The organism is Pseudomonas sp. F-14 TE3623 (assembly GCF_053629015.1).
In genome coordinates, this window is sequence record NZ_JBRJHM010000001.1 from 5,383,674 (window position 1) to 5,406,804 (window position 23,131).

The 23,131-nt window shown below is 60.4% G+C and carries 21 protein-coding genes; 9 read left to right on the plus strand and 12 right to left on the minus strand.

Annotated elements, in window-relative coordinates:
* Nucleotides 1-244 precede the first annotated feature (244 nt).
* The 4 genes from AB7M29_RS25195 to AB7M29_RS25210 are packed head-to-tail and all read right to left on the minus strand — an operon-like array spanning nt 245 to nt 2,855.
* Complete coding sequence (locus tag AB7M29_RS25195) at nt 245-1,558, minus strand: sensor histidine kinase (protein WP_454248237.1); 1,314 nt, start codon at nt 1,556-1,558, stop codon at nt 245-247.
* Entirely contained in the window at nt 1,555-2,223 is a 669-nt protein-coding gene (locus tag AB7M29_RS25200; RefSeq protein ID WP_454248238.1) for a response regulator transcription factor, read from the minus strand. The genes AB7M29_RS25195 and AB7M29_RS25200 overlap by 4 nt, the downstream gene beginning before the upstream one ends.
* Nucleotides 2,224-2,226: 3 nt before the next feature.
* Nucleotides 2,227-2,547, minus strand: coding sequence for a PepSY domain-containing protein (locus AB7M29_RS25205; protein ID WP_217857270.1), 321 nt, complete (start codon nt 2,545-2,547; stop codon nt 2,227-2,229).
* Nucleotides 2,547-2,855, minus strand: coding sequence for a PepSY domain-containing protein (locus AB7M29_RS25210; protein ID WP_123720394.1), 309 nt, complete (start codon nt 2,853-2,855; stop codon nt 2,547-2,549). The genes AB7M29_RS25205 and AB7M29_RS25210 overlap by 1 nt, the downstream gene beginning before the upstream one ends.
* A gap of 242 nt (nt 2,856-3,097) precedes the next feature.
* Here AB7M29_RS25210 and AB7M29_RS25215 point away from each other — a divergent pair, with 242 nt between their 5' ends.
* From AB7M29_RS25215 to codA, 5 genes are all read left to right on the plus strand, one after another.
* A complete protein-coding gene (locus AB7M29_RS25215; protein WP_454248239.1) occupies nt 3,098-4,177 on the plus strand; it encodes a patatin-like phospholipase family protein in 1,080 nt (359 codons plus the stop codon).
* 85 nt (nt 4,178-4,262) lie between these two features.
* Entirely contained in the window at nt 4,263-4,619 is a 357-nt protein-coding gene (gene queD, locus AB7M29_RS25220) for a 6-carboxytetrahydropterin synthase QueD (RefSeq protein ID WP_003173033.1), read from the plus strand.
* A 215-nt stretch (nt 4,620-4,834) separates the two neighbouring features.
* A complete protein-coding gene (locus AB7M29_RS25225) occupies nt 4,835-5,665 on the plus strand; it encodes an alpha/beta fold hydrolase (RefSeq protein ID WP_217857272.1) in 831 nt (276 codons plus the stop codon).
* A 189-nt stretch (nt 5,666-5,854) separates the two neighbouring features.
* The gene (codB, locus tag AB7M29_RS25230; RefSeq protein ID WP_217857273.1) at nt 5,855-7,126 is read left to right on the plus strand and encodes a cytosine permease; all 1,272 of its coding nucleotides are present in this window, start codon (nt 5,855-5,857) and stop codon (nt 7,124-7,126) included.
* 13 nt (nt 7,127-7,139) lie between these two features.
* Nucleotides 7,140-8,387, plus strand: coding sequence for a cytosine deaminase (codA, locus tag AB7M29_RS25235; RefSeq protein ID WP_454248240.1), 1,248 nt, complete (start codon nt 7,140-7,142; stop codon nt 8,385-8,387).
* A gap of 131 nt (nt 8,388-8,518) precedes the next feature.
* Here the strand turns inward: codA and AB7M29_RS25240 are convergent, their stop codons facing one another.
* Entirely contained in the window at nt 8,519-9,511 is a 993-nt protein-coding gene (locus tag AB7M29_RS25240; RefSeq protein WP_454248241.1) for a diaminopimelate epimerase, read from the minus strand.
* A gap of 167 nt (nt 9,512-9,678) precedes the next feature.
* Between AB7M29_RS25240 and AB7M29_RS25245 the strand changes: the two genes are divergently transcribed.
* Complete coding sequence (locus tag AB7M29_RS25245; RefSeq protein ID WP_454248242.1) at nt 9,679-10,830, plus strand: MFS transporter; 1,152 nt, start codon at nt 9,679-9,681, stop codon at nt 10,828-10,830.
* Nucleotides 10,831-10,988: 158 nt separating this feature from the next.
* Here the strand turns inward: AB7M29_RS25245 and AB7M29_RS25250 are convergent, their stop codons facing one another.
* The 3 genes from AB7M29_RS25250 to AB7M29_RS25260 all read right to left on the minus strand — a co-directional run bounded on the left by AB7M29_RS25250 (nt 10,989) and on the right by AB7M29_RS25260 (nt 15,025).
* Complete coding sequence (locus tag AB7M29_RS25250; RefSeq protein WP_454248243.1) at nt 10,989-13,412, minus strand: TonB-dependent siderophore receptor; 2,424 nt, start codon at nt 13,410-13,412, stop codon at nt 10,989-10,991.
* Between the two features lie 97 nt (nt 13,413-13,509).
* Entirely contained in the window at nt 13,510-14,484 is a 975-nt protein-coding gene (locus AB7M29_RS25255) for a FecR family protein (RefSeq protein ID WP_454248244.1), read from the minus strand.
* Between the two features lie 40 nt (nt 14,485-14,524).
* Nucleotides 14,525-15,025, minus strand: a complete 501-nt coding sequence (locus AB7M29_RS25260) for a sigma-70 family RNA polymerase sigma factor (RefSeq protein WP_007907700.1) — start codon at nt 15,023-15,025, stop codon at nt 14,525-14,527.
* A gap of 289 nt (nt 15,026-15,314) precedes the next feature.
* Here AB7M29_RS25260 and AB7M29_RS25265 point away from each other — a divergent pair, with 289 nt between their 5' ends.
* Both AB7M29_RS25265 and AB7M29_RS25270 read left to right on the plus strand, forming a co-directional pair.
* Entirely contained in the window at nt 15,315-16,436 is a 1,122-nt protein-coding gene (locus tag AB7M29_RS25265) for an HlyD family secretion protein (RefSeq protein ID WP_217857279.1), read from the plus strand.
* Nucleotides 16,433-18,025: a DHA2 family efflux MFS transporter permease subunit gene (locus tag AB7M29_RS25270; RefSeq protein WP_454248245.1), complete on the plus strand. Its 1,593-nt coding sequence runs from the start codon at nt 16,433-16,435 to the stop codon at nt 18,023-18,025. Before AB7M29_RS25265 ends, AB7M29_RS25270 begins: the two co-directional genes overlap by 4 nt.
* Before the next feature lie 9 nt (nt 18,026-18,034).
* On the opposite strand, the gene AB7M29_RS25275 is transcribed toward AB7M29_RS25270, so the two are convergent.
* The 4 genes from AB7M29_RS25275 to AB7M29_RS25290 all read right to left on the minus strand — a co-directional run bounded on the left by AB7M29_RS25275 (nt 18,035) and on the right by AB7M29_RS25290 (nt 21,887).
* Nucleotides 18,035-18,475, minus strand: coding sequence for a carboxymuconolactone decarboxylase family protein (locus AB7M29_RS25275; protein WP_258620968.1), 441 nt, complete (start codon nt 18,473-18,475; stop codon nt 18,035-18,037).
* A gap of 172 nt (nt 18,476-18,647) precedes the next feature.
* Entirely contained in the window at nt 18,648-20,093 is a 1,446-nt protein-coding gene (locus tag AB7M29_RS25280) for a mechanosensitive ion channel family protein (protein ID WP_217857286.1), read from the minus strand.
* Nucleotides 20,094-20,280: 187 nt separating this feature from the next.
* Nucleotides 20,281-20,907 (minus strand): isochorismate family cysteine hydrolase YcaC, encoded by a 627-nt coding sequence (gene ycaC, locus AB7M29_RS25285; RefSeq protein ID WP_052963111.1) that lies wholly within the window; start codon nt 20,905-20,907, stop codon nt 20,281-20,283.
* A gap of 113 nt (nt 20,908-21,020) precedes the next feature.
* On the minus strand, nt 21,021-21,887 hold the full coding sequence (locus tag AB7M29_RS25290; RefSeq protein WP_454248246.1) for a pirin family protein: 867 nt from the start codon (nt 21,885-21,887) through the stop codon (nt 21,021-21,023).
* 105 nt (nt 21,888-21,992) lie between these two features.
* Between AB7M29_RS25290 and AB7M29_RS25295 the strand changes: the two genes are divergently transcribed.
* Complete coding sequence (locus AB7M29_RS25295) at nt 21,993-22,901, plus strand: LysR substrate-binding domain-containing protein (protein WP_454248247.1); 909 nt, start codon at nt 21,993-21,995, stop codon at nt 22,899-22,901.
* Nucleotides 22,902-23,131 lie beyond the last annotated feature (230 nt).

Here is a 23,131-nt window from a genome sequence, read left to right on the forward strand (position 1 = left end):
CGGATTAAAGAAAAAGGGTTTTATTAGAGGGCGCGCACTGTGCCGGAGCATTGCCGCCTTGTCAAAGCCAACACCAACCCTCGTAGGGGTGTGAATCAGTCAGTTCCGGGGTTGATTCAACGCCTTCCTGCGGGAGCGAGTTACTCGCGATGAGGCCATAACATCCAACATCGATGTTGACTGTTACATCGCCATCGCGGGCAAGCCCGCTCCCACAGGTTACTCGGCGTCCTTCAAATGGGTGTTAGCGTTTGGGTAACTCGATCATCACCTTCAGCCCGCCCCACTCGCTTTCCTGCAACTTCAACGCCCCGCCCCAGGTGTCGACGATGTCGCGCACGATGCCCAACCCCAGCCCATGCCCATCCGTCTGTTCATCAAGCCGGGTACCACGGCTGAACACCTGAGCGCGCTGGTCTTCGGGAATCCCCGGGCCATCGTCTTCCACGCTCAACTCAAACCTTTCTGCCGTTTCGACCACGCTTAACCGAACCTCGGCATCCGCCCATTTGCAGGCGTTGTCCAGCAGGTTGCCAAGCAATTCCAGCAAATCTTCACGATCCCACGGCAGTTGCAAACCGGCAGGCGCGCGGTAGCTCAAGTCGAGGTGTTCGCCGTGAATCATGTTCAACGTGGCCAGCAACCCTGGCAATTCCGCATCGCAATCAAACAGCGCACCCGGCAGTGCATCGCCGGACAATCGGGCGCGGTTGAGTTCGCGATTGAGCCGTTGCTGAACCTGTTCCAGTTGCGCCTGCATGACTTTGCGCAGCTGCGGGTGAGCATCGAGTTTTTCGCTGGAAGCCAGGCTCAACAACACCGCCAGCGGAGTCTTCAAGGCATGGCCAAGATTGCCCAGCGCATTGCGCGAGCGCTTGAGGCTGTCTTCAGTGTGGGCCAGCAAATGGTTGATCTGCGCCACCAACGGTTCCAGCTCCAGCGGCACTTCTTCGTCGAGTTGCGAGCGCTGACCCTGCTGCAATTGGGCGATCTGCTCGCGGGCCTTTTCCAGCGGGCGCAAGGCGCGGCGCACGGTGATGCGTTGCAACAGCAAAATCAGCAACAGCCCCGCCAGCCCCAACCCGAGGCCGATCTGCTGCATGCGCCGAAAGCTCTCGCGCACCGGGGTGTAGTCTTGGGCGACGCTGATGGAAATCGCCTGGCCCAACCGACGGTAGTCCGAACGCAATACCAACAGCTGCTGCCCTTCCGGCCCCAATTGCAGATTGCTATGCAGCCCAGGGTGTCCAAGCTGCGGCAGTTCCTGATCCCATAACGAACGGGAACGCCAATGGCTGTCGGCGAAATCGATACGAAAGTAATGCCCGGAGAACGGTCGCTGATAGGCCGGCGACAAGTGCCGCTCATCCAGTTGCAACCCCTGCGGCCCGCGCACCAGCGCCACCAGCAGGTTTTCGCTGTCGTTGCGCAGACCGGCTTCGAGGTAGCGCTGCAAACCCATTTCGAACAGCCACAGGCTGGTTTGCGCCAGCACCAGGCCGACGATCACCATCACGCTGATCAGCCCCAGGCTCAAGCGGCGCTGAATCGACCTCACTGGGCTTGCCCCCCGAACAGGTAACCCTGACCGCGACGGGTTTCGATCACGCTGCGGCCAAGCTTGCGCCGCAGATGATTGACGTGGACTTCCAGCACGTTGGAATCGCGCTCGGTTTCACCGTCGTAGAGGTGTTCGGCGAGGTGGCTTTTGGAAAGGATCTGTTCAGGGTGCAGCATGAAGTAGCGCAGCAGGCGAAACTCGGCGGCGGTGAGCTGGATGTCGGCGCCGTCGCGAGTCACGCACTGACGACCTTCATCCAGATGCAAACCGGCGGCCTTGAGCGTCGGCTGATTGGCGTGGCCGTGGGAGCGGCGTAACAGTGCCTGGACTCGCAGGTGCAGCTCTTCGGGGTGAAACGGTTTGGTCAGGTAATCGTCGGCGCCGGCCTTGAGGCCTTCGATCCGCTCGGCCCAGGAACCGCGCGCGGTGAGGATCAGCACTGGCGTGGCCAAGCCCCCGGCCCGCCATTGCGCCAGCACCTCGAGCCCCGGCAAACCCGGCAGGCCGAGGTCGAGGATGATCAGGTCATAGGGCTCGCTGCTGCCCTGGTACACCGCATCGCGGCCGTCGGCCAGCCAGTCCACGGCGTAACCCTGCCGGTTGAGGCCCACCATCAATTCGTCGGCCAGCGGCACGTGGTCTTCCACCAAGAGCAAACGCATCGGTCAGTCTTCCTTGTCTTTCAGTAAATGGCCGGTGGTGGCGTCGAGGTCCAGCTCGCGTACCACGCCTTCGGTGGTCAGCAGCTCGACCTCGTAAATGTAGACGTCGTGCTTTTCCTCAAGCTCGGCTTCCAGCAGCTTGGCCCCGGGATAGAGGTCCAGCGCTTGCTGCAAGAGCTGCTCCAGCGGCAGGATCACACCTTGTTGGCGCAGGCGCAGGGCCTCGTCCTGATCCAGGTCGCGAGCCATGACCACCGAGCAAAAAACCAGGAGCGCCAGCGCCATCCGACTGCTGGCGCGCCGATTAAAAGAAAACACCTTCATTACGTATCCTGATGATCCTTGAGAACCTGCCCGCTGACAGCGTCCAATTCCAGGTCCCACTCAAGGCCCTGCGGGTCGCGCAGTTCCACCTGGTAGATGTACTTGCCGTACTCTTCTTCAAGCTCGGTTTCGGTGATTTTGGCGCCGGGGTGTTTGGCCAATGCCGTGGCGTTGAGCTTCTCGAAGGACACAATGGTACCAGCGTCGCGCAGTCTCAGGGCTTCGTCGGGGCCGAGGTCGCGAGCGTGGGCGATGCTGGCGGTCATAGTGATGATGGAGGCGGTGAACAGGGCAGTCAGGATTTTCATGGGTGTCTCCGTATTTTTTTATGTGTTGCTACAAGAGCTACCTTAGTCATTCGAACTTAACTGAAACTGAATTGCCATCATTGGGACTGGCGCCACGATATCGCAGCCATACACAAAACCTGTGGGAGCGGGCTTGCTCGCGAAGGCGGTTCAACATTCAGCAAAAATGTCGACTCTTACACCGCTTTCGCGAGCAAGCCCGCTCCCACATAATCCCCCGCCTGCCAGACATCGAGACCGGTATGACCGCGATCCACATCAAGTTCCCTTCCCTGACTATCAAGGCCGGTCCGCGTGCCTTGGCGCGCATCCGTGCAAATGGCTTGAGCGCCGCTGACGTGGGCACGTTGCCGGGCGCCGCCGGTGGCCCGAAAGCGTTGGGGATTCAGGGGCTCGATCTGGCGCTGTTCGGCGAATGGCTGCCGGCGGCGCCCCGGGAGCGTTCGCTGATTGGTGCGTCGGTGGGCTCTTGGCGCTTCGCCAGCGCATGCCTGCCGGATGCCGCCGAAGGCCTGCGCCGCCTCGGTCATCTGTACACCGAGCAGAATTTTGCCAAGGGTGTGACCATGGCGCAGATCAGCCAGAGCTCCCGGCAGATGCTCGATGACTTGCTCGACGGCCGCGATGCATCGATTCTGGATAATGCCCATTACCGACTGAACATCATGGTGGTCAAAAGCCATGGCCTGTTGGCGGACGATCATCGTGGTCGGCTGGGGCTGGGCCTGTCGTCGGTGATCGCTGACAACCTGCGCGGGCGGGCGCGGCTGTCGCGGCATTTCGAGCGGCTGATCATCCACGACCCGCGCCTGGCGCCACCGGTCAACGCATTGAATGACTTCCCGTCGCGCTTCGTTGCGCTGGATGCCGGCAACCTGCGCCAGGCCCTGCTCGCCTCGGGCTCGATCCCGATGGTCATGCAAGGCGTGCGCGACCTGCCGGGCGCAGGCGTCGGGACGTTCCGCGATGGCGGACTGCTGGACTATCACCTCGACTTGCCCTACAGCGGCAACGACATTGTGCTCTATCCGCATTTCACCGATCGGGTGATCCCCGGCTGGTTCGACAAGACACTGCCATGGCGCCGCGCCTGCCCGGCGCGTTTGCAGGATGTTCTGTTGCTGGCGCCGTCAAAGGAATACCTGTCGCGCCTGCCCTACGGCAAACTACCGGACCGTAACGACTTCAAGCGCTTCATGGGCGACGCCCCGAGCCGGCAGAAATACTGGCGCGCGACGATGGATGAAAGCCGCAGGCTGGGTGACGAATTCCTCGAACTGACCGCCAACGGTCGCCTCGGCGAGCGCTTGCTGACCCTTTAGTCAGTGTTTTGCCCAGAGCTCTGGTAAACTCGCCACCTGCCCATATCGCCGCGGCGATCGCCACCTGACAGAGCTGAACATCACTGTGGAAATCTTCAAAGAATTTACCTTCGAGTCCGCCCACCGCCTGCCCCACGTGCCGGACGGCCACAAGTGCGGTCGTCTGCACGGTCACTCGTTCAAAGTGGCGATTCACCTGAGCGGCGACCTCGATCCGCACACCGGCTGGATCCGCGACTTCTCGGAAATCAAGGCGATCTTCAAGCCGCTTTACGAACGCCTGGACCATAACTACTTGAACGACATTCCCGGCCTGGAAAACCCGACCAGCGAAGTGCTGGCCAAGTGGATCTGGAATGAATTGAAGCCCCTGCTGCCGGAACTCAGCGCAATTCGCATCCACGAGACCTGCACCAGCGGTTGCATCTATCGCGGCGAGTAAACCGATCTAAAGACAACGAAAATCCCCTGTGGGAGCGGGCTTGCTCGCGAAGGCGGCGGCACAGTCAACATCGATGTCGCTTGACACGACGCCTTCGCGAGCAAGCCCGCTCCCACAGGGAAACTGCGTTTCGTCAGTCAACATAAAAACAGCCTTCAATGGCTGTTTTTTTATGCCTATGCTTCTTGGCTCGCACATGCCAAGAGGACGCTCCCATGGCTGACTGGCCGCTGGCTCAGACCTATCGCTTCAACGGGCATTCCGTGCGCTACGCCGTACGTGGCGACGGTCCGCCGCTGGTGTTCGTGCATGGCACACCCTTCTCTTCTTATGTGTGGCACCGGATTGCGCCACACTTCATCACCACGCACCGGGTGCACTACTTCGATCTGCTGGGTTACGGGCAATCGGCACAGCCGGACAGCGATGTGTCGCTGGGCGTACAAAACCAGCTGTTGGCGCAATTGCTGGATCATTGGGGCCTGGAGCAGCCAGACGTGGTGGCCCACGATTTCGGCGGCGCCACCGCGTTGCGCGCGCATCTGCTCAATGGCAAGAACTATCGCAGCCTGACGCTGATTGATCCGGTGGCGCTGTCGCCCTGGGGGTCACCGTTCGTGCAGCATGTGCGTCAGCATGAAGCCGCGTTCAGTGGACTGCCCGATTACATTCAGCAGGCGATTGTGCCGACCTATATTCGTGGCGCGATCAAGCGTGAGATTCCCGATCATGAGCTGGCGCCCTATGTGCAGCCTTGGCTGGGAAACCCGGGACAAGCGGCGTTCTACCGGCAGATCGCGCAGATGGATGAACGTTATACCCGCGAAGTCGAAGGGCTGTACCCGACGATTCGCTGCCCGGTGCAGATTCTTTGGGGGAAGGACGATCAATGGATTCCCATTGAGCGCGGCCAGGCGCTGCATCAGATGATTGCGGGGTCGCAGTTTCATGCCATTGCCAATGCCGGGCATCTGGTTCAGGAGGATGCGCCGGAGGCGATTGTGGCGGCGATATTGCGGTTTTTGCCCCTGCACAATTCCCCCTGAAAAAACCGCATTTAATGTGGGAGTGGGCTTGCTCGCTCCCACATGAGTCTTGTGTTCCTTCAGGTGCACCGCTTTCGTGCCTCTCTGCGGGCCAAATCCACCTGCTCGTCTATAAATAACAACACCCTCGCGCCATTGGCACGAGCACTGCAACACCCCCCGCGTCCTCCATCCAGCAAGGAACGCCACATGACGCAGAACGATTCGGGCAACGATTACCCCCTCAGCGAAGTCCCGATGCATGCCCGCAAGGGACTTGCCTCCACCGCCATGGTGCTACTGGGTTTTACCTTCTTCACCGCGACCATGTTTGCTGGCGGCAAGCTCGGCGTGGCGTTCAGTTTCGGCGAGATGATGGCGGTGATTATCGTCGGCAATCTGCTACTGGGGATCTATGCCGCGGGGCTGGGCTACATCGCCTTCAAGAGCGGCCTCAACTCGGTGCTGATGGGACGTTTCTGCTTCGGTGAAGTGGGCAGCAAACTCAGCGATTTGATCCTCGGTTTCACCCAGATCGGCTGGTACGCCTGGGGCACCGCGACGGCGGCGGTGGTGCTGGGCAAGTATTTCGAACTGAGCGGGGGCACGGTTCTGGGGCTGATGGTGCTGTTCGGCCTGGGCTTCTGTGCCACGGCGTACATTGGCTATCGCGGGTTGGAGATTCTGTCGTACATCGCCGTGCCGGCCATGATGTTGCTGCTGATGTTGTCGATGTGGGTCGCGACAGTAAAGGTCGGCGGGCTCGAGGGCTTGCTCGCGGTGGTTCCGACCGGAACGCTGGATTGGTCGACCGCCATTACCCTAGTGTTCGGCACGTTCGTCAGCGGTGCGACGCAAGCAACCAACTGGACACGCTTCTCCCGTTCAGCGCGAGTTGCGGTGCTGGCGAGCCTGATCGGCTTCTTCGTCGGCAACGGTCTGATGGTGTTGATCGGTGCCTATGGCGCCATCGTCTATCAGCAACCGGACGTGGTCGAAGTGCTGCTGTTGCAAGGCTTCGCCATGGCCGCGATGGCGATGTTGCTACTCAACATCTGGAGCACCCAGGACAACACCATCTACAACTTCGCCGTCGCCGGCTGCAACCTGCTGCGTACCGGCCGGCGCAGAACCGTGACCCTGGCCGGCGCGGTGATCGGTACGCTGCTGGCACTGCTGGGCATGTATGACATGCTGGTGCCTTACCTGATTCTGTTGGGCACGGTGATTCCGCCGATTGGTGGGGTGATCATGGCGGACTTTTTCTTCCGCTATCGGGGCCGCTACCCACGCCTGGCCGATACACGGTTGCCCGCGTTCAATTGGCCGGGGCTGAGCGCTTATGCGGTCGGCACAGTCGCCGCCTTCAGCTCGCCGTGGGTCGCGCCGCTGGTAGGGATTGCCGTAGCCGCGCTAACGTATGTGCTATTGACCGGGGTACTGGGTGCCCGTACCGCCGACGCACCACTACAAGATCTCTAAAAGGATTCGCCTGATGCATATCATCAACGCCCGCCTGCGCAACCAAGAAGGCCTGCATGAGTTGCACCTGGAAAACGGCCTGATTCACAGCATTGCCCGGCAAACCGAAGCCCCGTCCCTGGGGCCTGACGACCTGGACGCCGGCGGTAATCTGGTGGTGCCGCCCTTCGTCGAGCCGCACATTCACCTCGATGCCACCCTGACTGCTGGCGAGCCGCGCTGGAACATGAGCGGCACGCTGTTCGAAGGCATCGAGTGCTGGGGCGAGCGCAAGGCGACCATCACCCAGGAAGACACCAAGACCCGCGCCAAGAAGACCATCCAGACCCTCGCCGCCCATGGCATCCAGCACGTGCGCACCCACGTCGACGTCACTGACCCGGAACTGACCGCGCTCAAGGCAATGCTCGAAGTCCGCGAGGAAAGCCGTCATCTGATCGACCTGCAAATCGTCGCGTTCCCTCAGGAAGGCATCGAGTCATACCGCAACGGTCGGGAGCTGATGGAAGAAGCGATCCGTCTGGGCGCCGATGTAGTCGGGGGCATTCCGCATTTCGAATACACCCGCGATCAAGGCGTCAGTTCGGTGAAGTTCCTCATGGATCTGGCCGAGCGCACCGGTTGTCTGGTGGACGTGCATTGCGACGAAACCGACGACCCGCATTCACGCTTCCTTGAAGTACTGGCCGAAGAAGCCCGTAGCCGCGACATGGGTTCGCGCGTCACCGCCAGCCACACCACGGCCATGGGCTCTTACGACAACGCCTACTGCGCCAAACTCTTTCGGCTGCTCGGGCATTCGGGGATCAGCTTTGTCTCCTGCCCCACCGAAAGCATTCACCTGCAAGGACGCTTCGATAACTTCCCGAAACGCCGTGGCGTGACCCGGGTGAATGAGTTGCTCGAAGCGGGAATGAACGTGTGCTTTGGCCAGGATTCGATCGTCGACCCGTGGTATCCGTTGGGTAACGGCAACATTTTGCGGGTGCTCGAGGCCGGGTTGCACATCTGCCATATGCTCGGTTATCGCAATCTGCAAAGTGCGCTGGACCTGGTGACCGACAACAGTGCCAAAGCCATGAACCTGGGCGATCGTTATGGGCTGGAACAAGGGCGACCGGCGAATCTGTTGATTCTGTCGGCGGACAGTGATTATGAGGTGATTCGTAGCCAGGGTTTGCCGCTGTATTCGGTTCGCGGGGGCAAGGTGTTGATGAAGCGGCAGATGCCGGTGGTGGAGTTCTGCAGCGATATGAGCTGAAGTTAAGGTTGTTTGAGCCGACGCCTTCGCGAGCAAGCCCGCTCCCACATTGGATCTTCAGTGGACACATTATTTGTGAGCGACTGCAATCCAATGTGGGAGCGGGCTTGCTCGCGAATGCAATCTGGAAATCAACCCATCAACCGCGCCGTACCAAACAATCTGACCCGACTCAACTCGCCATCCAATTCCTCCAGCAAAATCGGCGCCGTGCCGCCAGGCATGACCACCTTCACCTCTCCCGCCGTCACCCACCCCACGCGCCACGCCGCACACGCCACCGCACTGGCGCTGGTGCCCGACGACGCGGTCGGCCCTTCGCCACGTTCGAACACCCGCGCAACGATTCGCCCCTCGGATTCAAGCATCGCCCATTGCAGGTTCACTCCAGCCACACACGGCTGCCCTGCCCCGGTCGGCATGGCGTAGGCGATGCGGGTCAATCCTTCGGCCAATTCTGGCTCGCGCATCTGCGTGTTACTCGGCAGCGCATCGGCGGCTGTCACCAACGTCACGCAATGCGGATTGCCGATACGCACAAACTGGCTGCGGTTCCAGGCAGGATCGAGCGCTGACAATGGCCGCACATGACTGACTTCGCGCCCCTTCAACGTCACGGGTTCAACCCCTTGTGCCCCCACCGCTTCAGGCCCGAACGATGGCTGTCCCAGGTCCAGCCAGAACCCTTGCACGCCATCGATTTCAGCGGGTTTCACTGAAGTCTCCACTGGCGAAACCGCATCGCTCTTGTCGTGATGAACCCGGAGCAGACAGGCCTCTTCCTTCGGCATCAGCCCTTGTTCGCTCAGGGCCTGGGAAAAAATCGTCAAGCCATTGCCACTGCGCTCGGCGAGGGTGCCGTCGGTGTTGACGATCAGCAGGTCAAAAGGCGGCGACGATTGAAACGGCCCCACCAGCAGCCCATCGCAGCGATGCGCCTTGCTGCAGGGCGGTTGTGTCCCGGGGGCCCAGGCGCAGAACGCCTCGATGGCCGACGACGCCCAGGCCTCACGGGTTTGCGCGGCATGACTGGCCAGCGCAGGCAATTCGATTCCGTTACCGCGCACGTTATCCGGCGCCACGACCACGTAGATATTCCCTCGAGCATCGTACATCCGCGTCATGGCGCCCCCTCTATGAACAATTGATGCGTCGACGATATCGCGAAACAGCGGCTGGCTGTGCAAGGATGTCACCCTGCCTGACTGCGCCCCGCCCGGACGAGGTGATCGAACCCTATGCGGTTGATCACTGTCCCTTGGAGACGCGACGTTTTTTGCCAAGGATCGATATGACCAACCTCAATACCCAAGCCACCTTCGTCCCCGGACGTCTGGAACAGATGTCCACACGCATCGCCTTTTTCATCGCAGGCTTCGGCATCGCGGCTTGGGCGCCGCTGGTGCCTTACGCCGAGGCGCGGGCAGGGCTGGATGAGGGAACTCTCGGGCTGTTGCTGCTGTGTCTGGGGGTGGGCTCGATTCTGGCGATGCCCATGGCCGGTATTCTGGCTTCGCGTTTTGGCTGTCGTCGGGTGTTGAGCGGCGGGACTTTGTTGATCTGTGCGGCACTGCCGCTGTTGGCGACGGTGTCTTCGATTCCGGCGTTGATCGCGGCGTTGTTCATGTTCGGCGCGGGCCTGGGCACGGTGGATTCGACGGTGAACCTGCAAGCGGTGATCGTCGAGCGGGCCAGCGGCAAGACCATGATGTCGGGGTTTCATGGGTTGTTCAGCCTTGGCGGAATCGTCGGCGCGGCGGGTGTCAGCGCCCTTCTCGGCTTGGGGATGTCGCCACTGGGGGCGATGCTGGTGGTGATCGTGCTGCTGGTGGTGGCGTTGCTCAAGGCCGCGCCGCATCTGTTGCCCTATGGCAGCGAAAGCTCCGGCCCGGCGTTTGCCGTGCCGCATGGCATCGTGCTGTTTATCGGCGGCATGTGTTTCATCGTGTTTTTGGCCGAAGGCGCGGCGCTCGACTGGAGCGCGGTGTTCCTGGCGCAGGAGCGTGGGATCGACACGGCGTATGCAGGGCTGGGTTACGCGGCGTTTGCGTTGACCATGACCGTCGGGCGTTTGACCGGCGATGCCATTGTCCGGCGCCTCGGTGCGACACGAGTGATAGTGTTTGGTGGATCGACGGCCGCCGCAGGCCTGGCGCTGGCGACGTTCGCACCGAGCTGGGAAGCCGCACTGGTGGGGTATGCGCTGCTGGGGGCTGGCTGTTCGAACATTGTGCCGGTGCTCTATACCGCCGTGGGCAAACAGACCGTCATGCCGGAAAGCATTGCCGTGCCGGCCATTACCACTCTGGGTTATGCAGGGATTCTCGCCGGGCCTGCGGTGATCGGCTTTATCGCCCATGGCAGCAGCTTGAGTTTTGCCTTTGGGTTGATGGCGGTATTGCTGGTGGCGGTGGCGATTGGTGGAAAGGTGTTGAAGGTTTAAAAGCTTCGCGGGCAAGCCCGCTCCCACAAGGATCTTCAGCGAACACAGCGTTTGTGTACGACGCAGATCCCACAATAGATCTTCAGCGAACACAGATTTTGTGTACGCCAAAGATCATGTGGGAGCGGGCCTGCCCGCGATGAAGTTAACTCGGTCGATCAGAACCCGACGCTGGCCTGCACAAAGAACGTACGCGGTGCGCCGACGTACATCCCCGAGTTGTTGTCGCTGGAGCGGGTGAAGTATTGCTTGTCGAAAATGTTCTTCACCCCCGCCCCGACTTTCAGGTTCGACAATTGCGAGCCGAAGTCATACCCCCCACGCACGTTCCAGGTGACGTAACCCGGGATGTCGCCGTATTGGCCGTCCGCGCTGCCTTCAGTGATGTAGTTGCCGCTGAAACTGCCATCAGCGTTCACCGCGGTGCCCGGCGAGCGCTGCTTGGATTGGGCAAAGGCATCGAGGTTGTAGGTCCAGCGGTTGATGTCGTAACGCAGGCCGGCGGTCGTCACCTGACGCGAGTAGAACGGTAGGTCACGGCCCTTGAAGCCAGGTATCTCGCCTTCATAAACGGCGCGAGTGTAGGTGAAACCGGCGTTGGCGGTCAGGCCGTCGAGTCGTGGGTCCAGCGCCGCCATGTCGTAATGCACCGAGGCTTCAAGGCCCTGGTGCGTGGTGGCGCCGAGGTTGGTCCAGCCCACATCGTTGCTGATGTATTGCAATTCTTTATCGAAGTCGATGTAGAACAGCGTCACTTCCCCGCCCCATACGTCATCGTTGTAGCGCGTGCCGATTTCGTAGGTCTTGGCCTTTTCCGGATTCAGGCCATTGGCGGTGTTATCGCCCGAACCACCCTGACCGAGCTGGAAATATTGCAGGCTGCCGAACGAGGTTTCGTAGTTGGCGAACAGCTTCCAGGCCTCGGACATGTGATACATCACGCTCAGGGCCGGCAGCGGTTCGTTGCTGTCGATGCTGCGGCGTTTTTCCTGCACAGGTCTGCCAGCGGTGTCGAGAACCGGCCGGTCGTGCCATTCGGTGCTGATGCTTTCAAAACGGATGCCGGGGGTCACGGTCCAGTTGCCGACGTCGATCTTGTCATCGATGTAAACAGCGTGGGCTTCGGTGCCTCCGGTGCGATCCTGGAACACATGACCATCGGAGGTTTTGGTGACCACCGGCTGATTGTTCACCAGCGCCAGACGGCTCGCCTCTTCATGCATGCCTTCTTTCAGGTAGCGATAACCGACGCTGGCTTCCTGCGTGGTCGGGCCCAGATCGAACACATGGGACACCCGCGGTTCGATGCCGAAGGTGTAGTAAGTGCGCGGATAAGAGCTGAGGGTTTTCTGGTCGCGAGCGGCGATGGTGCTGCCACGGAAACTGTCGGAATAGTAGGTCAGCACTTCGGCCTGGGTGCGGTCGTCGATCTGCCGAATCCACTTGAAGGACACGTCCTTGCGGCGGCCGCTGAAGTTGTCATGGTCGCGGTCGGACTGGAACGGATCGGCATCGTACTGCTTCTGCGTCAGGCCACCGGGCATGTCGGCGCTGGCGTCGTAGTAATGGAAATTGAGGCTGAAATCGTCTTGATCGGTAGGCGCCCAATGGGTCTTGAGGATTACGTCGTCGATGTCATTGCTGTTGTTGCTTTTGCGATAACCGTTGCCGTTCACACCGGAATACAACAGCGCCACGCCCATGCCGTTATCGGCGGTGCCACCGAGAAACGCGGTGTCGATGTGCTTCCAGCCACCGCGCTGAGTGGTTTCCAGGGTGGTGCCGATTTCGCCAGTGGCTTTCTCCGGGATCGCACGGGTAACGAAGTTGATTACGCCACCGACGTTCTGCGGCCCATAACGCACGGAACCGGCGCCACGCACCACGTCGATGCTGTCGAGATTGCCGGAAGAAATCGGTGCCATGGACAGCTGCGGTTGGCCATAAGGGGCGAAGGCGGCCGGCACGCCGTCAATCAGCACAGTGGAGCGTGGCGACAGCCGCGAGGTCAGGCCACGCACACCAACGTTCAGGGAAATATCGCTGCCGCCGGTGCCGTTGGCGTCCTGCACTTGCACGCCGGGTACACGACGCAGCACGTCACCCACGTTCATGGCACCCTGCTCGACCATGGCTTCACGACGAATCACCGTGCGCGCGCCGGGATGGTTTTGCACCACGGCAGCATTGGCATCGCCGAGCCAGTCGCCGACCACTTTGATATCGGTCACGCCCAGTTCCAGCGGGCCGTTGGCGGCGGAAGTCGGGGCTGGCATCAGGGTTACCGAGCCTTCATCTATCTGGTATTCCAGACCGCTGCCTTGCAGCAATTGGCGCAAGGCTTGTTCCGGTGAAAGATTGCCGTCGACTGCCGGAGCCTGTTTGCCGGCCACCAGTTCAGGGCTGAAAAAAACCTGCAGCGAGGTTTGCTGACCCAGCTGACTCAAGGCCTGACCCAGCGGCTGCGCCTGAATATGAATGGCATCGGCAGCGAACGCCTGGGGCAGCGCCGAGCTGACCGCCAAGGCAAGAGCGAGGGGCAGCCAGGATGATTTGTTATTTTTAGCGGTGGTTTTCTTCACGTCGAACATTGTCCTGTGGATCGCAAGAGTGTGCGGCTGTTAATGCAAACCAGTTGCAGTTGGACAAGAAGACGAAGAACTCGAAAAAAACCTGAATCTATCGGGCAATTATTTCCTGACTGCCGTCATCGAGGGTGCGAATGGCTACCGGTAGAATGCTCGGCAAGGCCTTGAGCAGCGCGTCAGTGTTGTCGGATTTGAACACGCTGGTCAGGCGCAGATTGCCCACTTTGGCGCTACCGACCCTCAGCGGCTTTTCCCGATAACGCGACACTTCTTCGGCCACTTCGCTGAGGCTGGCGTTGTTGAACACCAGTTTGCCGCTGCGCCATGCGGTCAGTTCTGCAGGGTTGACCGTATAGGCGGCGGCAACCTTCCCCAGGGCATCGACGCGAGTGCCGAGGCCGGCGGTAAGGCTGACGAAATCGGCACCGTTACCTTGAACCCTGACCGTGCCCTGCTCCACCGCGACCCGGGTTTCGGTGTTGTCGCGACGCACGTCGAAACGGGTGCCGGTGACTGTCACTTTGCCGCTGCCCGCCTCGACCACGAACGGTCGGCTGCTGTCGTGCTCGACGCTGAACATCGCCTCGCCTTGCGTCAACTCGATGCCGCGACGATCTTTTTCATAGCGCACCTGCACCCGGCTGCCGCTGTTCATATCGATCACCGAACCGTCCGGCAACGCCACATGACGACGCTCGCCAAGGGCTGTGGAATATTCAGCCGTGTAGGTCGCCGGACGATTCAGGCCACTGAACAACCCCAGGCCGAGTGCCACCGCCAGCACACTGGCGGCCACTGCATAACGCATCAGCGGGCGACGTTTACTACGCGCCGGCGGAGTTTCGCACAAGGCGTGCAAACGCTTGGCGGGTAGCAGATCGGCCGCCGCCCACAGGCTCTGGAGCACTTGGTATTCGTCGCGATGCTGAGGGTGTTCGTCCAGCCAGATCTCGAAGCCTCGCCGGTCTTCGGCGTTGACGACAGGTTCCTGCAAACGCACAAACCACCGCGCCGCGTCGTCGCGAACCGTTGTTTGCCCGCACGCACAATCACGAGTATCCATCATGGAAAGTCCTGTTTGGCCGGGGATGAAAAGGCGCGGCGAATCATGGCTGTAACCCGTCCAGGCGATCACGCAAATGCCGCAGGGTGCGAATCATATACTTTTCCACCATGTTCTTGGACAGCCCCAGGCGCTCAGCGATTTCGGCCTGGGTCAGGCCTTCGATCTTCTGCCAGACGAACACCTTGCGACAGTTGACCGGCAGCTCGGTGAGCGCCCGTTCGATGGAATCCGCCAACTGGATCGCGTGCATGAAATGCTCCGGGTCGCCGGACGACGACACACTGTGATCGATCGCCTCGGACTCCATGGCGCCCCGCCGATCCTCACGCCGATAACCGTCCACCGCAATGTTGCGCGCGGTCTGGTGCAAATACGCCCGAGGTTGTTGCACCGCCGCCGAATCGGACTCAAGCACCCGCACGAAGGTGTCATGGGCCAGGTCCTCGGCCTGCTGACGATTTCTCAGGCGACGGGTCCAGGTGCCGATCAACTCTTCGTAATGCTCGAAAAAGCCGTGTCTGCGGGGCAGCTTGGGGGTCATTGCGGTGTGCTGTGGAGAGGAGGCGTGAATAGTAATGCTTCCTATTAACTGGAAGCAATGGATTCCCCTCGATCCCCCGTGTTGTGGCCCCGTCGGAAGACTGGATGGGATGTTGAATCAGAATCAAAAACCGAGGAAGGGCGGCCAAGGCGTTCGATAAGAGAAGTCCGCGATACGTCCTATAACTCAAAACCAACCTGACGACCGGCAGCAGAAACCCTTGTCAGCAAATATTACCTAGGTCATATTACATCCATAATAAAGCATCATTTCTTACAGGTACTTCTCCATGACCAGCATGCCCAGCCTTGAACCCGATCTTGCTGTCGCGGTGAACACACCCAAGCCTCCCCTGCTTAAAAGGTTGATCTTGCTGACGGCGGCCATCGCGGCCCTGGTGTTCATCGGGCTATACGCAGCTCATTGGTGGACCGCCGGCCGTTTCATCGAAGAAACCGACGATGCCTACATCGGTGGCGACGTCACGGTGATCGGGCCGAAAGTTGCGGGGAATATCGAAGAGGTGCTGGTCACCGACAACCAGAAGGTCAAGGCCGGGGATGTGCTGATTCGTCTCGACGCCCGTGACTATCGCGCCAATCTGGCCAAGGCCGAAGGTGCGGTAGCTGCCGAAGAAGCATTACTCGCCAACCTCGACGCTACTGAACAACTGCAACACGCAGTAATCGGCCAGGCCCGCGCCGGCATCGATGCCGCGGGCGCCGAAACCGCGCGCTCGCGGGACGATAACACCCGCTACAAACGCCTGGTGAACAGCAATGCCGTCTCGGTGGAAAGCGCGCAACGAGCCGACGCCACTTTCAAGACTGCACAGGCGCAGAGTGCCCGGGCTCAGGCCGAATTGCTGGCCGCGCAACGCCAATTGAACGTGATTGAAACCCAAAAACAGCAAGCGCGCGCCGCGTTGATACAGGCGCGGGCCGAGCGTGATCTGGCGCAGTTGAACGTCGGTTACACCGAGTTGAAAGCCCCGGTCGACGGCGTGATCGGCAATCGTCGGGCACGGGTCGGCGCTTACGCCCAGGCCGGTTCGCAACTGCTGTCGGTGGTGCCGGCCAGCGGACTGTGGGTCGATGCCAATTTCAAGGAAGATCAGCTGTCGCGGATGACGCCGGGCCAGCGTGTGATCGTTCATGCGGACGTGCTCAAGGGGCGTGAATTCCACGGTCATCTGGACAGCCTCGCGCCGGCCAGTGGTTCGCAGTTCAGCGTGCTGCCACCGGAAAACGCCACCGGTAATTTCACCAAAATCGTTCAGCGGGTACCGGTGCGAATCCTGCTGGACCCGGCCGATGGCGTGCTCGGTCATCTGCGTCCCGGTTTGTCGGTGACTGCCGAAGTGGACACCCGCGCCGAGCCTGAATCCCCGACCATGGCCAGCACACCATGAGTCGCGCCCTCGCCGCCCCCGCGCTGCCGTTCGACGCCGCCAACATGGCGACGGCGACCAAGGTGTTCGCCTTCGCCACGATGTGCATCGGCATGTTCATTGCGCTGCTGGATATCCAGATCGTCTCGGCGTCGCTGCGTGACATCGGCGGCGGGCTCTCGGCCGGCATCGACGAAACTGCGTGGGTGCAGACCAGTTACCTGATCGCCGAGATCATCGTGATTCCGCTGTCGGGCTGGTTGTCCCGGGTGTTCTCGACCCGTTGGCTGTTCTGCGTCTCGGCGGTGGGTTTCACCCTGGCCAGCCTGCTCTGCGGCGCGGCCTGGAACATCCAGAGCATGATCGCCTTCCGCGCCCTGCAAGGGTTTCTTGGTGGTTCGATGATCCCGCTGGTGTTCACCACCGCATTCTTTTTCTTCACCGGTAAACAACGAGTGATCGCCGCCGCGACCATCGGCGCCGTGGCCTCGCTGGCACCGACGCTGGGGCCGGTGATCGGTGGCTGGATCACCGACATTTCGTCCTGGCACTGGCTGTTCTACATCAACCTGGTACCGGGGATTTTCGTCGCGGTGGCGGTGCCGATGCTGGTGAAAATCGATCAACCGGAACTGTCGCTGCTCAAGGGTGCCGACTACCTGAGCATGCTGTTCATGGCGGTGTTTCTCGGTTGCCTGCAATACACCCTCGAAGAAGGCCCGCGCTTCAACTGGTTCAGCGACAGAACGATTCTGACCACTGCCTGGATCAGCGGCCTGGCTGGATTGGCCTTCATTGGTCGCACCCTGCACGTGGCCAATCCGATTGTCGATCTGCGTGCCTTGAAAGACCGCAACTTCGCCCTCGGTTGTTTCTTTTCGTTCGTCACGGGGATCGGCCTGTTCGCGACGATTTACCTGACTCCACTGTTTCTCGGCCGGGTGCGCGGTTACAGTGCGCTGGACATTGGCCTCGCAGTCTTTTCCACCGGGGTGTTCCAGATTCTGGCAATTCCGCTGTACGCCTTTCTGGCCAACCGCATCGACCTGCGTTGGGTCATGATGACCGGCCTTGGGCTGTTCGCCCTGTCGATGTGGGATTTCAGCCCGATCACCCACGACTGGGGGGCTAAAGAGTTGATGCTGCCGCAAGCCTTGCGCGGGATCGCTCAACAACTGGCAGTGCCGCCTGCGGTGACCCTGACCCTCGGCGGGTTGGCACCGTCACGGCTCAAACATGCTTCGGGGTTGTTCAACCTGATGCGCAACCTCGGTGGCGCGATGGGCATCGCTGCGTGCGCGACCATCCTCAATGACCGCACCAACCTGCACTTCACCCGGTTGGCAGAGAACCTCAACAGCACCAACGAAGCGCTGAATCAGTGGCTGTCCCAAGTCGGCAATAACTTCGCCGCCCTCGGCCAGAGCGGTGACATCGGCGTCACCGCCAGCCTGCGTCAGCTATGGCTGCTGACCTACCGCGAAGCGCAAACGCAAACCTACGGCGACGCGTTCCTGATGATCATGGTCTGTTTCATCCTCGCCACGGCGATGGTGCCCTTGATGCGCAAAGTACAACCACCGGCCGCGCCGAGTGCTGATGCTCATTGAGTCCGATTCTTACTCTTGAGGCATTTTGCGAAAACCCACGGCCAGGCGGTTCCAGCTGTTGATGGTGGAAATCGCCACGGTCAGGTCGACCATCTCCTTGGGGCTGAACTCGGCGCTGAGCAGCGCATAGTCTTCGTCCGGGGCGTGGGTCAGGCTCAGCTGCGTCAAGGATTCGGTCCAGGCCAGGGCCGCCCGTTCACGGGGGGTGAAGAACGGCGTTTCACGCCACGCCGACAAGGTGTACAGCCGACGCTCGGTTTCACCATCCTTGCGAGCATCGGCGGTGTGCATGTCGAGGCAGAAGGCACAGCCGTTGATCTGCGACGCGCGCAGCTTGACCAGTTCGATCAGCGACTTTTCCAGCGGCAGTTTCGAGACGGCGGTTTCCAGGGCGATCATGGCTTTCAGGCCGTCTGGGGAGGCAGTGTAGAAATCGATACGAGGTTGCATGGTGAGCTCCAATCACAGGTGGGATTGGCGCTACGTTAATGCGGACCTGCCGTTGAACAAATAGCCAATTATTGGGAAGTTGAGGATGCCAATAGACCAGAAGATTTTCAGTGACTGTGCTGGCGCTTTCGCGAGCAGGCTCGCGAAGGGGCCGGAACAGGCAACCAACACATCAGCCGCTACGCTTGCGCAACCACTGCAAAAACCCCTTCTTCGCCACCACCTTCGGCACCTCCTGAATCAGCGTCTGAGCCGTATGCATACGGAAATCCAGCAAGGCCTTCATTGCTTCGCTGATGTCATGCCGCGCGTCCAGGCACGGCTTGAGGTATTCCTTCTCGATGCGGTAGAGCGTGCAAAAGGTCTTGGCCGAAAAGTCGGCGAGCGCGGATTCATCGGAAAGAATCCCGGCCTCGCCAATCACCTCACCCGGCCCCATGCGCCCGGCCTCGAACTTTTTACCACCGCGGCTCAGGGCGACTGACACCACGCCGGATTCGATGATGAACAGGTGATCGCTGACCTCCCCCGCCGGCAGGATCATTTCCCCGGCGCGGAAGGTTTGCAGCTTCATGTTCTGACTGAAGGTTTCTCTCTCTTCCTGACGCAGGGTCGAGAAGATGTTCGAGCTTTCCAGCAGCGCCCGCGGCCGCGACAGCGCAGCAGGCGCGTTGGGCTCGACGCTCGATAACAGGCTGACGCCGGACGCCTGCAAGTGCCGGAATGCCAGGTCGAACAGTTGATTACGCACCATGCGTTTCTGATCCATGGAGATCACGAAGCCACTGATTTCGTAGTCCACGCCAGTGCTGCCGGAGCTTTTCAACGAAACACTCGGCGCCGGTTTATTCAACAGAAAGCGGCACCCCTGCATGGCCCGCTCCAGTGCATCAATCACCGTTTGCGGACGCGCATGGGGGCTTACTTGCAAGCTGATCGACACCCCGAAAATGTCACTGGGCCGGCTGAAGTTGATGATTTTGGCCTTGGCCGCCAACGAGTTGGGAATCACCGCCATGCTACCTTGCGCGGTCTGCAGGCGCGTGGCGCGCCAGTCGATGTCGGTGACTCGGCCTTCGGTGCCGTCGATGGAGATCCAGTCATCCAGTTGATAGGGTTTGGTGGTGTTCAGGACAATCCCGGAGAACACGTCGCTGAGGGTACTTTGCAAGGCCAGGCCGACGATGATCGCCAACGCGCCGGACGTTGCCAGCACGCCCTTGACCGGCAACTCGAGTACGTATGCCAGGGCAGCGATGACCGCGATCAGGAAAATCACCGCGCCGAGCAAGTCCTGCAACAAACGCCCGGTGTGCCCGACCCGCTGCATCATCACCGCACCGAGCAACACCGTCAGGGTGCGCGCTGCGTACAGCCACCAGCCGATCTGCAAACCGGTCGCCGCCAGGTGCAACGGTACATTGTCGACCCAGGGCGCCGGCGCCATGGGGTTCAAGCCTTCGTTGAACAGCAGCACGCTGAACAATGAGAAAATCACCAGCCGCACCGCCAGTTTCCAATTGCTGCCGCTGGCGGTGATCAAACGCCACAACACCAGATCGATCAGGATCAGAATCAGCGCGCTGAGCAACGGGTGATCGGTAAGCAGTGACAGCATCAAGCAACTCCAGCAAGGGCCAATGGCGCGAAGATCTCAGAGGCACAGTGTAGGAGCAATTGATGGCCTGAGAACAATGCAAAACACTGTGGGAGCGAGCCTGCTCGCGATGGCGGCAGAACAGACACATTTGCAGTGACTGTCAGACCGCTATCGCGAGCAGGCTCGCTCCCACAGTGGATCAGTGTTACTTAGCGTTAGTGAGGGTGTTGTAGCTGGTCATCAGGTTGCGGTAGTCCGGGATGTGGTTGGAGAACAGAGTCGCCAGACCTTCCACGTCGTTGCGCCAGTCGCGATGCAGTTCACAGGCCAGGCCGAACCAGGTCATCAACTGGGCACCCGAGGACGACATGCGATCCCATGCCGATTGACGGGTCAGTTCGTTGAACGTGCCGGAAGCATCGGTCACCACGAACACCTCAAAGCCTTCGGCCAGGGCCGACAGTGCCGGGAAAGCCACGCAAACTTCGGTCACCACACCCGCAATAATCAGTTGCTTCTTACCGGTGGCCTTGATCGCCTTGACGAAATCTTCGTTGTCCCAGGCATTGATCTGACCAGGGCGAGCGATGTACGGCGCGTCCGGGAATAATGCCTTGAGTTCCGGTACCAGTGGGCCATTGGGGCCGGTTTCAAAACTGGTGGTCAGAATCGTTGGCAGCTTGAAGTACTTGGCCAGGTCGGCCAGGGCCAGCACGTTGTTCTTGAAACGATCCGGATCGATGTCGCGCACCAGAGAAAGCAAACCCGCCTGGTGATCGACCAGCAGAACGGCGGCGTTATCTTTGTCGAGACGTTTGTAGGAAGTAGTCATGGGGTAATCCTCGCTTTTTATCGATGCCGAACGGGCCGGCGTAAGTGAACTCTGTTTTTTCGTTTCAACGCGGCCAGGCAAACCCGGCACGCCACAGCGCTACAACAATGACTTCAAACGGGCATCCGGCCGAACTGGCCCGAATGGAAGTCGGCAAAAGCCTGATGAATCTCTTGCTCGGTGTTCATCACGAACGGGCCGTGGCCGACGATGGGCTCGTCGATCGGCTCGCCGCTCAGCAGCAGCACCACGGCGTCGTTATTGGCTTCCAGACTGAGCTGATCACCGTCGCGTTCGAACAGCGCCAACTGCCCTTCACGCACCAGTTCCTTTTGATTGACCTGAACCGTGCCACGCAGCACCACCAGTGCCGTGTTGCGCCCTTCGTGCAGATCCAGGGTCAGCAATTTGCCGGCGTTCAAGCGAACGTCCCAAACGTCGATCGGCGTAAAGGTGCGCGCCGGGCCGCTGTGGCCTTCGAATTCACCGGCGATCAAGCGCAGGCTGCCGGTGTTGTTCTTCAGTGGGATGTTCGGGATGTCACCGTCGAGAATCGTCTGGTAACCGGGCTCGGTCATCTTGTCCCTGGCCGGCAGGTTGACCCACAGCTGCACCATTTCCAGAGTGCCGCCGCTCTTGGCGAAATCTTCGGAGTGGAACTCTTCATGAAGAATCCCCGAGGCCGCGGTCATCCATTGCACATCGCCAGGGCCGATCTTGCCGCCGCTGCCGGTGGAGTCGCGGTGTTCCACTTCGCCCTTGTAAACGATAGTCACGGTTTCGAAACCACGGTGCGGATGCTGACCAACGCCACGACGCTCGGTGGTCGGGGTGAATTCGGCGGGACCGGCGTGATCCAGCAGCAGAAACGGGCTGATGTGTTTGCCCAGGTTGTCGTAGGAAAACAGCGTGCGAACCGGAAAACCGTCGCCGACCCAATGAGGTCGTGGGCTGGTGTAGATACCGATGATGTTTTTCATCTTTTCCTCCAAATCTGTTGTGTGACGCGATGGACAAAGCTTAAAACCGACGCCTTTTCTGCGCTAGACTGCAAAAATCAGCCTTAGCGTTCTATTTGGAGAACGATGGTGGAAGACCTCAACACCCTGTACTACTTCACCCAAGTGGTGGAACACCACGGTTTCGCCCCGGCCGGGCGCGCGCTGGACATGCCAAAATCCAAGCTCAGCCGACGCATCGCCGAGCTCGAAGAGCGCCTCGGTGTGCGCTTGCTGCACCGCACCAGCCGGCATTGCTCGTTGACCGAAATCGGCCAGGCTTATTACCAGCGTTGCCTGGCCATGCGGGTGGAAGCCGAAAGCGCCGCCGAATTGATCGAACGCAATCGCTCCGAACCCCAGGGCCTGGTGCGCATCAGTTGCCCGACGGCGCTGCTGAATTCCTGGGTCGGGCCGATGCTGACCCGCTACATGCTCAGATACCCATTGGTGGAGTTGTTCATCGAAAGCACCAACCGCCGGGTCGATCTGATCCACGAAGGGTTCGATATCGCTCTGCGCGTGCGCTTTCCACCGCTGGAAAACACCGACATGGTGATGAAGGTGCTGGGTAATAGCACTCAATGCCTGGTTGGCATTCCGGCGTTTTTGCAGCGCTTGTCGTCACCGGCCACGCCGGCTGATCTCAGCGGTCTGCCGAGCGTGCATTGGGGTGGCGCGCAGCGTGAATATCAGTGGGAATTGTTCGGCGCCGACGGTGCCAGCGCACTGATTCGTCATACCCCGCGGATGGTCACCGACGACTTGCTGGCCTTGCGTCACGCGGTGCTCGCCGGCATCGGCATCGCCCATCTGCCTAGCGTGGTGGTGCGTGATGACATTGCTGCCGGGCGACTGGTGGAACTGGTGCCGGGCTGGACACCCAAGTGCGGGATCGTGCATGCGATCTTCCCGTCACGACGCGGATTGTTGCCGTCGGTGCGGACCTTGATCGACTTTCTGGGCGAGGAGTTCAGCCATAGCGATATTGCTTAGGGCGGAGTTAATTCCGACACCGCGTCGCGTCTTTCGCGAGCAAGCCCGCTCCCACATTGGAGCTGCGTACACCACAGATCCAATGTGGGAGCGGGCTTGCTCGCGAAGGCGTCAGACCAAACACCATCAATGCCACTAAAACATCCCATTCATGACTTACGGTAAACAGTGCTTTGCCCAACCAGCGGTTTTTCTCAAAGGTGCAGCCGGGGATACTCCCGTCCATTCCC